The organism is Mycobacterium sp. NBC_00419 (assembly GCF_036023875.1).
Taxonomy (GTDB): Bacteria; Actinomycetota; Actinomycetes; order Mycobacteriales; family Mycobacteriaceae; genus Mycobacterium.
Window position 1 is genome coordinate 4,757,702 of the sequence record NZ_CP107931.1, and the last position, 14,033, is coordinate 4,771,734.

Sequence of the window (14,033 nt, forward strand, 5' to 3'; positions counted from 1 at the left end):
GTGCACATAGCAAATAGATGTGCCAGAGTATTGATTGCAAGCACCACCACTTTGCCGGTGCCGGTCGGGGAGATCGGACAGACCTCACATGTCGATTGACTCGACCCTCCTGGAGGCTCCCGCGGCCCGGGTGTCGTGGCGCAATGGCTACGCATCCCGGTTGCGCAAGGTGGACGCGGGTGCGGTCACCGGCGCGGTGTTCGCGGCGCACTGGCTGCGGTTCGACATCGCCGCAGGCTGGGGCGACTCCTTCAAATCGATTGACTACACGGTGCTTTCGGTGTCCCTCGTGGTGGCGTGGCTGGCGGCGCTGTCGGTGTACCGGACACGGTCGTTGCGGATCATCGGCGAGGGCGCCGAGGAGTACCGGCTGGTGCTGTCGGCGACACTGGCGCTGTTCGGTGGCATCGCGATCGTGTCGATGGTGTGCAAGCTGGATATCGCGCGCGGCTACCTCGCCATCGCCCTGCCGTTGGGCCTGCTGGCACTGCTCGTCGGTCGCTGGGTGGTGCGACGTTCCATCGGCAGGGGCCGGCGCAAGCACGGCCTGTACGCGACACCCGTCGTCGCGATGGGCCAGTTGCACGCCGTCCGGGCACTTGCTGAATCGATGGCGCGGCAATCCGATTCGGGGTATGTCGTGGTGGGGGTGTGTGTACCCGACACTTCAGGATCGGATCGCGTCGAGATCGCCTCGGTGGGAGTCGTGCCCGTCTACAGCGGTGACGAGCTGCTGCGCGCGGTGGCCGAGACCGGTGCCGACGCTGTCGCGGTGACCGCCACCGAACGCATGGGCGCCGGCGGAATTCGCGATCTGTCCTGGCAGTTGGAGAAACACGACGTCGACCTGCTGGTGTCGCCGGGGGTCGTCGACGTGGCAAGTCCGCGGCTGCTGATGCGACCGGTCGGCGGCCTGCCGTTGATCCACGTCGAGAAACCCCGCTACAACGGGGCCAAGGGCTTTGAGAAGCGGCTGTTCGACATCGTCTTCTCCGTTGCCGTCCTGCTGTTCTCGCTGCCGCTGACCCTGGTTGTCGCGTTGGCGATCAAGGCCACCAGCTCAGGACCGGTGTTCTACCTGTCCGAGCGGATCGGCATGGACGGTAAGCCGTTTCGGATGATCAAGTTCCGGACCATGGTCAACGGCGCCGACCAGATGCTTGCCGAACTGGCTGCGCTGAACGAGAGCAACGGTGGGGTTCTGTTCAAGATTCGCCGCGATCCGCGGGTCACCGCCGTGGGCAGGGTGTTGCGCCGCTACAGCATCGACGAGATCCCGCAGTTCGTGAACGTTCTGCGCCGGGATATGAGCGTCGTCGGCCCACGACCGCCGCTGGCCAGCGAGGTCGCCGGCTATGACGCGGCAGTACGGCGCCGGCTTCTGGTCCGGCCGGGCATCACGGGGCTGTGGCAGGTGAGCGGACGCTCGGATCTGCCGTGGGATGTCTCGGTGCAACTGGATATCAGCTACGTCGAGAACTGGTCGTTGATGGCCGATCTCATGATCGTCGTCAAGACGGTGCGGGCCATGCTGCGCGCCACCGGCGCTTACTGAACGACGACCTGACAACACGACCCGGACAGCAGAAGGCCGGCTGAGGCGACGCGAAGGAGAAACGCGCCGCCGCAGCCGGCCGGTCTGGTGATGCTGTGCCTAGTTGGCCGGGGGCAGCAGCACCGAGTCGATCAGGTACACCGTGGCGTTGGCGGTCTTGACGCCACCGCAGACCACGTTGGCACCGTTGACCGTCAGGTGATTTCCGGACCCGGCGACCGTCAGATCAGCACCCTGGACCGTCTTGTGGGTGCCGACGACTGCGGCCGGAGCGGCCTGGCCGGGGACCACGTGGTAGGTCAGGATCGAGGTCAGCAGATTCGAATCCGTCTTCAGCGTCTCGATGGTCGCCGGATCGAGCTTGGCGAACGCCGCGTCAGTCGGGGCGAACACGGTGAACTGGCCACCGTTGAGCGTGTCCACCAGGTTGACGTTCGGGTTGAGCTTGCCCGACACCGCTGCGGTCAGTGTGGTCAGCAGCGGATTGTTCGACGCCGCAACGGCAACCGGCGAGACGGCCATGCCGGCGACCGATCCCGGACCCGTGGGTACCTGCTCCGCGTAGGCCGCGCAGCCGGGGCCCACCAAGTTCGCACCCGGGTCATCTGCGGCGGCCATCGGGGACACCGCCACCGACAGTCCGAGAACTGCGGCCGCGGTGAGGCCGGCCATGGCACTTGCCTTCGTGTACTTCGTGATCGACATTCGTCGTTCCTTTCGTGTTGTCGTACTGCGGTTGGGGGAGCCGGCGCGGGATCGCCGAAGTTGCCGGGGGACGGCGATCCCGCAGCCGGCTCATGTAGGGAGTTACTGGGCGGGCGGGGTCAGCACCGTGTCGATGAGGTAGACCGTGGCGTTGGCCGTCTGGACACCGCCGCACACGACGTTGGCGTCGTTGACCTTCAGCTCGCCACCCGAGCCGGTGACCGTGACGGTCGCGCCTTGGACGGTCTTGTGCTCGCCGACGACCTGGGCGGGGCTGGCCTGGGCCGGAACCACGTGGTAGGTCAGGATCGAGGTCAGCAGGTCGGAGTCCGTCTTGAGCTTCTCGATGGTGGCCGGGTCGAGCTTGGCGAACGCATCATCGGTCGGCGCGAACACGGTGAACTGGCCGCTGTCGAGGGTCTGCACCAGGTTGACGTTCGGGTTGAGTTTGCCCGAGAGCGCCGAGGTCAGGGTCTTGAGCAGCGGGTTGTTGCTCGCCGCCACCGTGACCGGATCCTTGCCCATGCCGGCCACCGAGCCGGGCCCGGTGGGCACCTGCTCGGCGTAGCTCGCACAACCCGGTCCGACCAGGGTGCCTGCGGGTGCGGCAGCAGCCGAGGTGGTGGTCGTGGTCGTCGCGGTGGCCGCTGCGGTGGTCGTCGTCGACTCCGCGGTCGTGCTGGTCGACGAGCAGCCCGCGAACAGGACGGCGGCTGCCGTCATGCCGACGGCGGTCAATGCGGTCCGGTGAAATCCCATGGGTGACTCCCTTGTCATCTCGATGTGTTCAGTCGAAACCGACCTCGTCTTGATCGGCATTACGCAAGGGATTCGGTGTGCACCCCGTCACGGACGGGTGCAGCGGGGGTCAGGTCACAAACGCGTCATAGTTCCTGCACACAGCGATCAGCGGCGAAGCAGCGAGACCTGTGCGATCCGGCCGCGCAGTGCGACCATCGCCTGGGCGAGGCCCACCCCCACCAGGACGGCGGCGATGACCCCGGCCAGCGGGCTGTCGAACCACGGGTAGACCTGGAAGTGCGTCAGGTAGATGTACAGCGAGGCTTCGGCGACGATCCCGGCCGCAGGTGCCACGACGGCGGGCACGGGCAGAGCCGGCGCCCACACCAGCAGCAGCAGTCCGGCAGCGACCAGCACGTCGCGGTGGCTGTTGCCGAAATAGCCCGCTACCCCGATGACCACGACGGCGCTCACCGCGACCCGCTGCAGTGTCGTGGTGGCTTTGGCCGCCGCCCAGCCGGCCGCGAAGAACCAGAACGCCAAGACGGTGAACCAGGCTTCACGGCCCAGCCCGAACCCGGGCAGGTCGTAGCGCAGTGCCAGGCCGACGGCCAGGAATGCCGCGGCGAACCCGAACGGGTAGCGACGTTCCAGCCGGTCGCTCAACGGCAGCCAGCACACCGCGGCCAGCACCACCAGGATCCACACCAGGACTTCGACGAACCACAACCGTCCCGCGGTCATGCTGTCGTCGGGACCCAGAACCTTCTGCAGCAGAAGCAGGTTCGTCGGGGCATAGTCGTCGGTGACCACCAGGGCGACGGCGATCCAGATGATCGACGGCACCGCGATCCAGGCGATGGTGTTGACCAGATGGCCCACCCGGCGGCGCCGTGGTGGATCAGCGAGGCAGAACCGGGCGAAGTTGTAGCCGGCGACGCCGAGCAGGATGTGCGCGCCGCCCCACAACTTGAAGAGCCCGGCGTGGGACCCGACGATCAGCACAATCGCCACCGCGCGCAGCGTGACGCTGGTCTCCAGCGCCGCGGTCCAGCGCGGCCGGTTCGGCGCCTGCAGCCGTTGCAGTTCGCTGATCGAGCGATCCTGCCAGTTCGGCGGCAGCCGGCCCAGCAGGCGTTCCAACTGGATCGACATGGCGACATAGGACAGGGAGTTGCCGCCGAGGCTCACGAAGCTGGCCTGCGGCGTGACCGTCTCGACGTCGCAGTGCAGCACCTCGGCGAACAGCAGACGCAGATCGGTGGGCCCGCGCCGACCCGGTTCGCGTGCGATGTCGCGCAGCGCCGGGTAGTCGGGCTTGCCCGACGGCAGCACCGGCAATTGCTGCAGCGGCACCGCGTGGACGGCCGCCACCGGCAGCCCGGCGGCGGTCGCGGTGCGCCGCTGCAACTCGGCGGCGTCGACGGGCCCGGCGGCGGCGACCACCAGGCGGCCGTCGGCTTCGGTGCACATCGTCGAGATCCCGGCCTCGTCGACCACCGACTCCAGGCGCTGCAAGTCGATGCGAAGGCCGTAGAGCTTGACGAAGCGGCTCAGCCGGCCCACGACCTGATAGAGCCCGTCTCCGAGGTGTCGTGCCACGTCGCCGGTGTGCAGCGCGTCGAGGGTGGCTCCGGCGGCCAGGTCGGCGGGGCAGTGCGCGTACCCCATCATCACGTTGGGGCCGTGGTAGACCAGTTCGCCGACGTCCGGCCCGGTCCAGCCGTCCAGCGGTGCCAAGGTGAACGAGCCACCGGGGATCGGGCGACCGATCGCCTCCGGGTGGGTGTCGGCCAGATCGGGCGGCAGGTAGGCCATCCGTGCGGTGGCCTCGGTGGCCCCGTACATGACGACGAAGTCGAAACCCCGGCTCTGGCCCAGTTGTGCGTAGCGGCGCACCGAGTCCGGGTGCATCCGCCCACCCGCCTGGGTGATGTAGCGCAGGCGGGGCAGCTCGATCGTGTCGAAGCCGATGCGGTCGAGGATGTCGAACGTGTAGGGGACGCCGGCGAAACTCGTCGCGCCGTGGTGGCGGGCCAGCGTCCAGAACTCCTCGTCGGCCACCGACTGGTCGGTGAGGATCAGCCCCGCACCCCGGCGCAGATGGCTGTGGATCACCGAAAGGCCGTAGCAGTAGGACATCGGCAATGTCGTTGCTGCCCGGTCGTTCTCGGTGATGTCGAGGTAGTCCGCGATGGCTTCGGCGTTGGCGACGAGGTTGGCCACCGATAGCCGGACGAGTTTGGGTGAGCCGGTGCTGCCCGACGTGCTCAGCAGCAGGGCGAGGTCCGGGTGCATCCGGTGGCGGCTGTGGCGGCGGCGATGACGGATGGACCCACCGGCGTCGATGACGATATCGGGATCGTAGGTGTCCAGGAGGTCGGCGTGGTGTCCTCCCGGTGAAACCGGAAGGGCGACATGGCCTCCGGCGAGGGTGCCGAGGTAGGCGACCAGTGCGGGCACCGAGTTGCCGACTTCCAGCATGACCAGCTTGCGTTCGTGGCCCAGTGCGGCGGCGACGGCGCCGGCACGGTCGGCCAGGTCGGCGTAGCTCAGGGTTTCGTCGGCGGTGGCGACGGCCAGGCGGTCGGCGAACGCTGCCATCAGGTCGATCAGATCACGCACCGCTGCCCTGCAGGATCACTGGTTGTCCGACGATGTCGATGTTGACCTTCGCGTGCAGTTCGGGACAGCCGAAGCTGTGCTGGCGCACGGTGAGCGGGTCCGAGGAGCCGGTGGGCTCGATGGTCAGCAGGACGTCGGGCCCCAGGAACTCGGTCGCCACGACGGTGCCGACCGCAGCGGCCATGGCGTCGGACAGTTCCGTCGCGTACAGCTGTTCGGGCCGCAGCAGAATCGTCACCGCACCGTCCGGATGTCCTTCGGCGGCAAGGGGTCCCAGTGCGCACTCGGCGACGCCGTCGCGGACGGTGCCGGGCAGCAGCACACAGTCGCCGAGGAACTCGGCGGTGAACCGGTTGGCCGGGTTCAGGTACAACTCGCGCGGCGAGCCCACCTGGGTGAAGCGGCCGCCGCGCATCACCGCGACCTGGTCGGCCATGGACAGCGCCTCCTCCTGGTCGTGGGTCACCAGCAGGGTCGTCACACCGGCCTCGGACAGCGTGTGCGCCACCGCTTTTCGGGTGGTCGACCGCAGCCCGGTGTCCAGTGAGCTGAACGGCTCGTCGAGCAGCATGACGGCAGGCTGGCGTGCCAGCGCCCGGGCCAACGCCACCCGCTGCTGTTGTCCGCCGGACAGTTCGCTGGGCCGCCGCGACATCAGGTGGGCGTCGAGCGAGACCATCTCGAGCAGTGCGGCGACCCGTTCTCGGACCGCCCGATTGCGCAGGCCGCCCTTGAGCCCGTAGGCGACGTTCTGCCCGACCGTCAGGTGGGGGAACAGAGCGCCGTCCTGTGCCACGTAGCCGACGGCGCGGTGGTGCGGTGCGACACAGCCCTGCGGGCCGGCCACCTCGCGTCCGGCGATCGAGACGGTGCCCGCGTCGGGCGTCTCGAACCCGGCGATGATCCGCAACAGGGTGGTCTTGCCGCAACCGGACGGGCCGACGACCGCGGTGATGCCGCCCTGCGCGATGTCGAGGTTCAGGCCGTCCAGAACGGGGTGGTCGAAAGCCTTTGTCAGTGACCGTATCTGGAGCTGGGCTGTCGTCATATGGCCGCTACCTTCGAGGACTGCTGCACCAGCAGCATCGTGACCGGCAGGGCCAGGATCACCATGATCGCGGCGTACGGCGCGGCCGCCGCGTAGTCGAGTTCGCTGGCAAGAGACCAGAACCTCATGGACAGCGTGCGCGTGCCGGTCGGCGCCAGTAACAGGGTGGCGGTGAGTTCGGTGGCGACGGCGACGAACACCATCGCGGCACCGGATGCCGCAGCCGGGGCGGTCAGCCGTGCGGTGACGCGGGTGAACGTCGCCGCCGGCGAGGTACCCAGGATCGACGACGCCTCCTCCAGCCCCACCGGCACCTGCGCCAGGCCGGCCCGCACGCTGACCAGTGCCCGGGGGATGAACATCAGCACGTAGGCGCACAGCAGGAGCGCGACCGTCTGGTAGAGCGGCGCGGCGACGCGGATGGCCACGGTCACCAGCGCCAGGGCGGTGACGATGCCGGGCAGCGAGCTGGTGACGAAGTTGGCGCCCTCCACGAACCGGGCCAGTGGGCCGCGGGTACGCACCGCCACCCAGGCCACCGGATAGGCCAGCACGGTGGCCGCCACCGCGCCGGCTGTCGCCAGGACGACGGTCTGGCCGAGGGCGGCACCGATGTCGGCCAGCTGCCACACCTCGCTGCCGCCGATCCGCAGCCAGCGCACGATCGTCCAGGCGGGCACACCCACCGCGAGCACCGCCACCACGACGAGTGCCGTCAGCGCCACCGGCCGCGTCCTGCCCAGCCCGATCACCGCGACCGGCCGCGGGGAGCCCGAGCCGATCCGGGCGAACTGGGCCCGGCCCCGGGCGCCGGCCTCGGCGACCAGCAGCACCAGACACAGCAGGACCAGCACCCCGGCCAGCATCGAGCCGGCGGCGCCGTCGAAGGTGGCCTGGAACTGTTCGAAGATCGCGGTGGTGAAGGTGTTGAACCGCAGCATCGCGAACGCGCCGTACTCGGCCAGCAGGTGCACGCTGATGAGCAGTCCGCCGCCGAGGATCGCCAGCCTCAGCTGCGGCAGCACCACGCGGCCGAACACGGCAGCCGAACTCGACCCCAGGGAGCGGGCGGACTCTTCCAGCGCCGGGTCGAGTCGCCGCAGGGTCGCCGCGGCCGGCAGATACACGAACGGGAAGTACGACAGCGTCGTCACCACGACCGCGCCGGTGAACCCGTGCAACCCGGGCACCACTGACACCCACGCGTAGGAGTTGACGAACGCCGGGATGGCCAGCGGTGCCACCAGAACCGGGCGCCACAGCGCCCGGCCCGCGACGTCGGTACGTTCCACGAGCCAGGCCGCGCCGACCCCGATGACCACGCACAGCGGAACCGTGACCGCCACCAAACCGATTGTGTTGAGCAGCAATTCGGCCACCCGGGGCCGCAGGATCAGCTCGGCTGCCCGGCCCGGCCCGGTGGTGACGAACGCCCACGCCACGTAACCCAGCGGAATGAACGTGACCGCGACAAGGCCCGCGACGGCGGCGGTGATCAGCGGTCCGGGCCGGCGCCGGCTACCGGATCGGTCGACCACCGGGCTCGGTGGGGCCTGGATGACGGACACCTACAACAGGCCCGCCTGCGTCATCAGGTCGGCAACCTGCTTGGGGTCCAGCGCTGACGGGTCGACCTTCGGCGGGTCGAGCTGATCCAGCGGCACCAGTGCCGGGTTGGCGGGCACCCCGCTGGCCACCGGGTATTCCATCGACGTGCCGTTCTCCAGTATCTGCTGGCCCGCCTTGCCGGTGATGAACTCCAGGAAGCGCTGGGCCTTGTCCTGCTTCTTGCTGGATTTCAGCACGCCGGCACCGGAAAGGCTGAGGAACGCGCCCGGGTCCTGGTTGCCGAAGTAGTGCAGCTTGGTGTTGCCGCTCATCTCTTTGGTCTTGGCCTGGTCGCGATACCAGTAGTAGTGGTAGATGATGCCGCCGGCGATCTCGCCGCTGTTGACCGCGCGCAGGGTGGCGATGTTGTCGGAGTAGAGCACCGCGTTGGCCTTCATCCCCGTCAGCCACTGTTCGGTCACGGCAGGTCCGCGCAGTTCGAGGAGTGCGGCGACGATGGCCTGAAAGTCGGCCTTCGGCGGCGGGGCGCCCCAGCGGCCCTTCCATTGCGGCTTCTCCAGATCCAGCATCGACGTGGGCAGCTGGTCGGCGGGCAGCTTGGCCGGGTTGTAGACGAACACGGTGCTGCGCGCGGCCACCCCGGTCCACGCGTTGCTCGCGGGCCGGAACTGGGCGGGGACGCCTGCGATCACCTGCGCGTCCACCGGCGCGAACAGCCCGGCCCGTTCGACGGCGGCCATGGCCGGTGAGTTCTCGGTGAGAAACACGTCAGCGGGGGAGCCGGAGCCCTCGGCGATCAGCTGGTTGCCGAGTTCGGTGTCACCGCCCTGGCGGTAGGCGACCTTGATGCCGGTCTCCTTGGTGAAGGCGTCGATCCATTCCTTGGTCAGTGACTCGTGCTGGGCGTTGTAGACCAGCAGCTCGTCGCTGCTGCTGCCGCTCGAGCAGCCGGTGCCCGCGACGGCCAGCAGGGCGGTGACGGCCAGCGCAGCGGCGACCCGGAGTGTGTTCCAGCACCGATGCATCCGGCGTCCTTCCTGCGGTCATAAGGTTTGGCTAACCATATAACCACGCATGTCGGGGGTGCGGGTGCCCGCCCTCCTATCGGTGAGCAGTCGCAAAATCGCACCGATCTGGCATCACGCATGCGAGTTTGCGCCTGCTCGCGGCGGAGACCGCTGCCGAAGGCGGCACTGTGGGATACCGGCGCCGGAGGCGGCACAATGGGATACCGGCGCCGCAGGCGGCACAATGGGACGGTGAACTCCGCCAACCGCGTACGGGTCCTGATCCTGGGCAGCACCGGCTCGATCGGCACCCAGGCGCTGGAGGTCATCGCCGAGAACCCGGACCGCTTCGAGGTCGTCGGCCTGGCGGCCGGCGGCGGCAACCCCGACCTGCTGGCCCGTCAGCGCGCCGAGACGGCGGTGACCAACATCGCGGTCGCCGACCCGCAGGCCGCCGAGACGATCGGTGACGTCACCTACAGCGGCCCCGACGCCGTCACCCGGCTGGTGCAGAACACCGAAGCGGACGTGGTGCTCAACGCCCTGGTCGGGGCGCTGGGGCTGGAACCCACGCTGGCCGCGCTGGCCAGCGGAGCGACCCTGGCCCTGGCCAATAAGGAGTCGCTGGTCGCCGGCGGCCCGCTGGTGCTGCGCGCGGCCGCGCCCGGCCAGATCGTGCCGGTGGACTCCGAGCACTCCGCCCTGGCGCAGTGCCTGCGCTCCGGTAGTGCTGACGAGGTCGCCCGGCTGGTGCTGACCGCCTCTGGCGGGCCGTTTCGCGGCTGGGCGGCCGCCGACCTGGACTCGGTCACACCTGAGCAGGCCGGGGCGCATCCCACCTGGAACATGGGCCCGATGAACACGCTGAACTCGGCATCCCTGGTCAACAAGGGTCTCGAGCTCATCGAGACGCACCTGCTGTTCGGCATCCCGTACGACCGCATCGACGTCGTGGTGCATCCGCAGTCGATCGTGCACTCGATGGTGACGTTCACCGACGGCTCGACGATCGCCCAGGCCAGCCCGCCGGATATGAAACTGCCGATCTCGCTGGCGCTGGGCTGGCCGGACCGGGTCGCCGGTGCGGCCGCCGCATGCGACTTCAGCACCGCCTCGACCTGGGAATTCGAGCCGCTGGATGCCGCGGTGTTCCCGGCCGTCGACCTCGCCAGGCACGCCGGGCAGACCGGCGGGTGCATGACCGCGGTCTACAACGCCGCCAACGAGGAGGCCGCCGCGGCGTTCCTGAATGGCCAGATCGGCTTCCCGGCGATTGTGCGAACAATCGCTGACGTCCTGCACGCCGCCGACCAGTGGGCGGCCGAACCGGCTACCGTGGAAGAAGTACTGGACGCGCAGCGATGGGCCCGGGAACGCGCCCGCGCCGCCGTCACACAGGAGGTTTCGTCAATCCGATGATGTTCGCTCTCGGCATCGTGCTGTTCGCGCTCGCCATCCTCGCCTCGGTGGCACTGCATGAGTGCGGTCACATGTGGGTGGCGCGCGCCACCGGTATGAAGGTCCGCCGCTACTTCGTGGGCTTCGGGCCCACCGTGTGGTCGACGCTGCGACCCAACCGGCTCGGCTACACCGAGTACGGCCTCAAGGCCGTCCCGGCCGGCGGCTTCTGCGATATCGCGGGAATGACCTCGGTGGAGGAGCTTGCCCCCGAGGACGAGCCCTACGCGATGTACAAGCAGAAGACCTGGAAGCGGGTCGCCGTGCTGTTCGCCGGCCCGGCGATGAACTTCCTCATCGGCCTGGTGCTCATCTACGCGATCGCCGTGGTGTGGGGCCTGCCCAACCTGCACCCGCCCACCAAGGCGATTGTCGGTGAAACCGCTTGTGTGGCAGCCGAAGTCACCAAGGGCAAGTTGGAGCCGTGCACGGGTGCCGGCCCGGCGGCGATGGCCGGTATCAAGCCCGGCGACGCCGTCGTCAAGGTCGGCGGCACCGAGGTGAAGAACTTCGACGAGATGGTCACCGCGGTGCGCAAGGCCTCGGGCCCCACGCCGTTCGTGGTGCAGCGCACCCAGAACGGCGACACCTACGAATTCACCACCAACGTCGACGTCGTGCCCACCCAGCGCTGGACCACCAAGGACGGCAGCAAGGACGCCGCCCCGGCCAACGTCGGCGCGGTCGGCATCGGTGCCGCCAGTTTCGGCCCGACGCAGTACAACCCGCTGACCGCGATCCCGGCGACGTTCACCTTCACCGGTGACCTGGCCGTCGAACTGGGCAAGTCGCTGGCGAAGATCCCGACCAAGGTCGGCGCATTGGTGCACTCGATCGGCGGCGGCGAGCGCGACCCCGAGACGCCGATCAGCGTCGTCGGCGCCAGCATCATCGGCGGCGACACCGTCGACCACGGGCTGTGGGTGGCGTTCTGGTTCTTCCTGGCCCAGCTCAACTTCGTGCTGGGAGCGATCAACCTGGTGCCGTTGCTGCCGTTCGACGGCGGGCACATCGCGATCGCTTTCTACGAGAAGATCCGCAACATGATCCGATCGGCGCGCGGCAAGGTCGCCGCGGCACCGGTGGACTACATGAAGCTGATGCCCGCCACCTACGTGATCCTCGTCGTCGTGGTCGGCTACATGCTGCTGACCGTGACCGCCGACCTGGTCAATCCGATCCGACTGTTCCAGTAGGAGATTCACATGACCTCCATAGGCCTCGGCATGCCGACTCCGCCCGCACCCGTCCTGGCGCCCCGGCGTCAGACCCGCCAGCTCATGGTGCGCGACGTCGGCGTGGGCAGCGACTACCCGATCTCGGTGCAGTCGATGTGCACCACCAAGACCCACGACATCAACGCGACGCTGCAGCAGATCGCCGAGCTGACCGCGGCCGGCTGCGACATCGTGCGGGTGGCGTGCCCGCGTCAGGAGGACGCCGACGCCTTGGCGGCGATCGCCAAGAAGAGCAACATCCCGGTGATCGCCGACATCCACTTCCAGCCGAAGTACATCTTCGCCGCGATCGACGCGGGATGTGCCGCGGTCCGGGTGAACCCGGGCAACATCAAGGAGTTCGACGGCCGGGTCGGCGAGGTCGCCAAAGCCGCGGGCGCGGCGGGCATCCCGATCCGCATCGGTGTCAACGCCGGCTCGCTGGACAAGCGGTTCCTGGAGAAGTACGGCAAGGCCACCCCCGAGGCGCTCGTCGAGTCCGCGTTGTGGGAAGCCTCGCTGTTCGAGGAACACGGCTTCGGCAATATCAAGATCAGCGTCAAGCACAACGACCCCGTCGTGATGGTGGCCGCCTATGAGCTGCTCGCCGAAAAGTGCGATTACCCTTTGCATCTCGGCGTCACCGAGGCCGGCCCGGCCTTTCAGGGCACCATCAAGTCGGCCGTCGCGTTCGGCGCACTGCTGTCCCGCGGCATCGGTGACACCATCCGGGTGTCGCTGTCGGCCCCGCCGGTCGAAGAGGTCAAGGTCGGCACCCAGATCCTGGAATCGCTCAACCTGCGCCCGCGCGGGCTGGAGATCGTGTCCTGCCCGTCCTGCGGGCGGGCCCAGGTCGACGTCTACACGTTGGCCAATGCGGTGTCGGCGGGTCTGGAGGGACTCGACATGCCGCTGCGGGTGGCGGTCATGGGCTGCGTGGTCAACGGCCCGGGCGAGGCCCGCGAGGCCGATCTCGGGGTGGCCTCCGGCAACGGCAAGGGCCAGATCTTCGTCAAGGGTGAGGTCATCAAGACCGTCCCCGAGGCGATGATCGTCGAGACGCTGATCGAAGAGGCTTTGCGAATCGCCGACGAGCAACGCGGTACGGATGCATCTGCCAGCGGTTCACCTGTGGTGACCGTAAGCTGAGCGCGTAAACCGCGCAGCGGCTTTCACCTCCGCAGAAAGTATGCCCATGTCGGCACCGCCACTGTTTCGCCTGGTCGACGAACGACGGGTGCTAGTGGCGCGCGATGCCGCCGCGGTGGGCCGGGTGCTCGCCGACGATCCCGTGGGCTCCTGCATGGTGGCCGCCCGGGTCGCCGAGCACGGTGTCGAACCGCAGGCCATCGGTGGTGAGCTGTGGACGCGCAGGCGCGCCGAGGAGTCGCTGTGCTACGCCGGGGCGAACCTGATTCCGCTGCGCGGCTCGCAGGCCGACCTGTTCGCGTTCGCCGACAAGGCCATGAGCACGGCACGGCGCTGCTCGTCGTTGGTCGGCCGGGCCGAGTTGGTGCTGCCGATGTGGGACCGGTTGCAGCACGCGTGGGGCCCGGCACGCGACGTGCGCGACCGTCAGCCGCTGATGGCCATCGGCGCGCGGCCGTCGTGTGCCGTCGATCCCGCCGTGCGCCGGGTGCGGGTCGACGAGCTCGACGCCTACCTGGTCGCCGCGATCGACATGTTCATCGGTGAGGTCGGGATCGACCCGCGGATCGGCGACGGTGGCCGCGGGTACCGCCGCCGGGTCGCCAGCCTGATCGCCGCCGGGCGCGCGTTCGCCCGCTTCGAGCACGGTCAGGTGGTGTTCAAAGCCGAGGTGGGGTCGCAGTCGCCGGTGGTGGGCCAGATCCAGGGTGTCTGGGTGCATCCGGAGTGGCGTGGCCGCGGGCTGGGCACCGCCGGGACCGCGGCGGTGGCCGCATCGGTGGTCGACAGCGGGCGGATCGCGAGCCTGTACGTCAACAGCTTCAACACCGTGGCCCGCGCGGCCTACACCCGAGTGGGGTTCGCCGAGGTCGGGATGTTCGCGACCGTCCTGCTCGACTGAGCTTTGCGGGTCGCTCCACCTTCGATGCCCCGGCCACGGTGCGCCTCCGACCGATCGG

At 68.8% G+C, this 14,033-nt stretch carries 11 protein-coding genes; 5 read left to right on the forward strand and 6 right to left on the reverse strand.

Going from position 1 to position 14,033, the window contains the following annotated elements:
• Window positions 1-88 precede the first annotated feature (88 nt).
• A complete protein-coding gene (locus tag OG976_RS22770; protein WP_328354030.1) occupies window positions 89-1,555 on the forward strand; it encodes a sugar transferase in 1,467 nt (488 codons plus the stop codon).
• Between the two features lie 99 nt (window positions 1,556-1,654).
• Here the strand turns inward: OG976_RS22770 and OG976_RS22775 are convergent, their stop codons facing one another.
• The 6 genes from OG976_RS22775 to OG976_RS22800 all read right to left on the reverse strand — a co-directional run bounded on the left by OG976_RS22775 (window position 1,655) and on the right by OG976_RS22800 (window position 9,268).
• Window positions 1,655-2,260 carry a fasciclin domain-containing protein gene (locus OG976_RS22775; RefSeq protein ID WP_328354033.1) on the reverse strand — a complete coding sequence of 202 codons (606 nt, stop codon included), beginning with the start codon at window positions 2,258-2,260 and terminating at the stop codon, window positions 1,655-1,657.
• Between the two features lie 102 nt (window positions 2,261-2,362).
• Window positions 2,363-3,019 carry a fasciclin domain-containing protein gene (locus OG976_RS22780; RefSeq protein ID WP_328354036.1) on the reverse strand — a complete coding sequence of 219 codons (657 nt, stop codon included), beginning with the start codon at window positions 3,017-3,019 and terminating at the stop codon, window positions 2,363-2,365.
• A gap of 147 nt (window positions 3,020-3,166) precedes the next feature.
• Window positions 3,167-5,626 (reverse strand): AMP-binding protein, encoded by a 2,460-nt coding sequence (locus tag OG976_RS22785; RefSeq protein WP_328354038.1) that lies wholly within the window; start codon window positions 5,624-5,626, stop codon window positions 3,167-3,169.
• On the reverse strand, window positions 5,619-6,674 hold the full coding sequence (locus OG976_RS22790) for an ABC transporter ATP-binding protein (RefSeq protein ID WP_328354040.1): 1,056 nt from the start codon (window positions 6,672-6,674) through the stop codon (window positions 5,619-5,621). Before OG976_RS22790 ends, OG976_RS22785 begins: the two co-directional genes overlap by 8 nt.
• Window positions 6,671-8,242, reverse strand: a complete 1,572-nt coding sequence (locus OG976_RS22795; protein ID WP_328354043.1) for an ABC transporter permease — start codon at window positions 8,240-8,242, stop codon at window positions 6,671-6,673. The genes OG976_RS22790 and OG976_RS22795 overlap by 4 nt, the downstream gene beginning before the upstream one ends.
• Window positions 8,243-9,268, reverse strand: a complete 1,026-nt coding sequence (locus OG976_RS22800; protein WP_328354046.1) for an iron ABC transporter substrate-binding protein — start codon at window positions 9,266-9,268, stop codon at window positions 8,243-8,245.
• Between the two features lie 198 nt (window positions 9,269-9,466).
• On the opposite strand from OG976_RS22800, the gene dxr reads away from it, so the two are divergent.
• From dxr to OG976_RS22820, 4 genes are read left to right on the forward strand one after another with little or no spacing between them, the layout of a single operon-like run.
• Window positions 9,467-10,669: a 1-deoxy-D-xylulose-5-phosphate reductoisomerase gene (dxr, locus tag OG976_RS22805; RefSeq protein ID WP_328354049.1), complete on the forward strand. Its 1,203-nt coding sequence runs from the start codon at window positions 9,467-9,469 to the stop codon at window positions 10,667-10,669.
• The gene (locus OG976_RS22810) at window positions 10,666-11,904 is read left to right on the forward strand and encodes a M50 family metallopeptidase (RefSeq protein WP_328354052.1); all 1,239 of its coding nucleotides are present in this window, start codon (window positions 10,666-10,668) and stop codon (window positions 11,902-11,904) included. Before dxr ends, OG976_RS22810 begins: the two co-directional genes overlap by 4 nt.
• A 9-nt stretch (window positions 11,905-11,913) precedes the next feature.
• The gene (gene ispG / locus OG976_RS22815) at window positions 11,914-13,074 is read left to right on the forward strand and encodes a flavodoxin-dependent (E)-4-hydroxy-3-methylbut-2-enyl-diphosphate synthase (protein ID WP_328354055.1); all 1,161 of its coding nucleotides are present in this window, start codon (window positions 11,914-11,916) and stop codon (window positions 13,072-13,074) included.
• Window positions 13,075-13,120: 46 nt separating this feature from the next.
• Entirely contained in the window at window positions 13,121-13,975 is an 855-nt protein-coding gene (locus OG976_RS22820) for a GNAT family N-acetyltransferase (protein WP_328354058.1), read from the forward strand.
• Window positions 13,976-14,033: the final 58 nt, after the last annotated feature.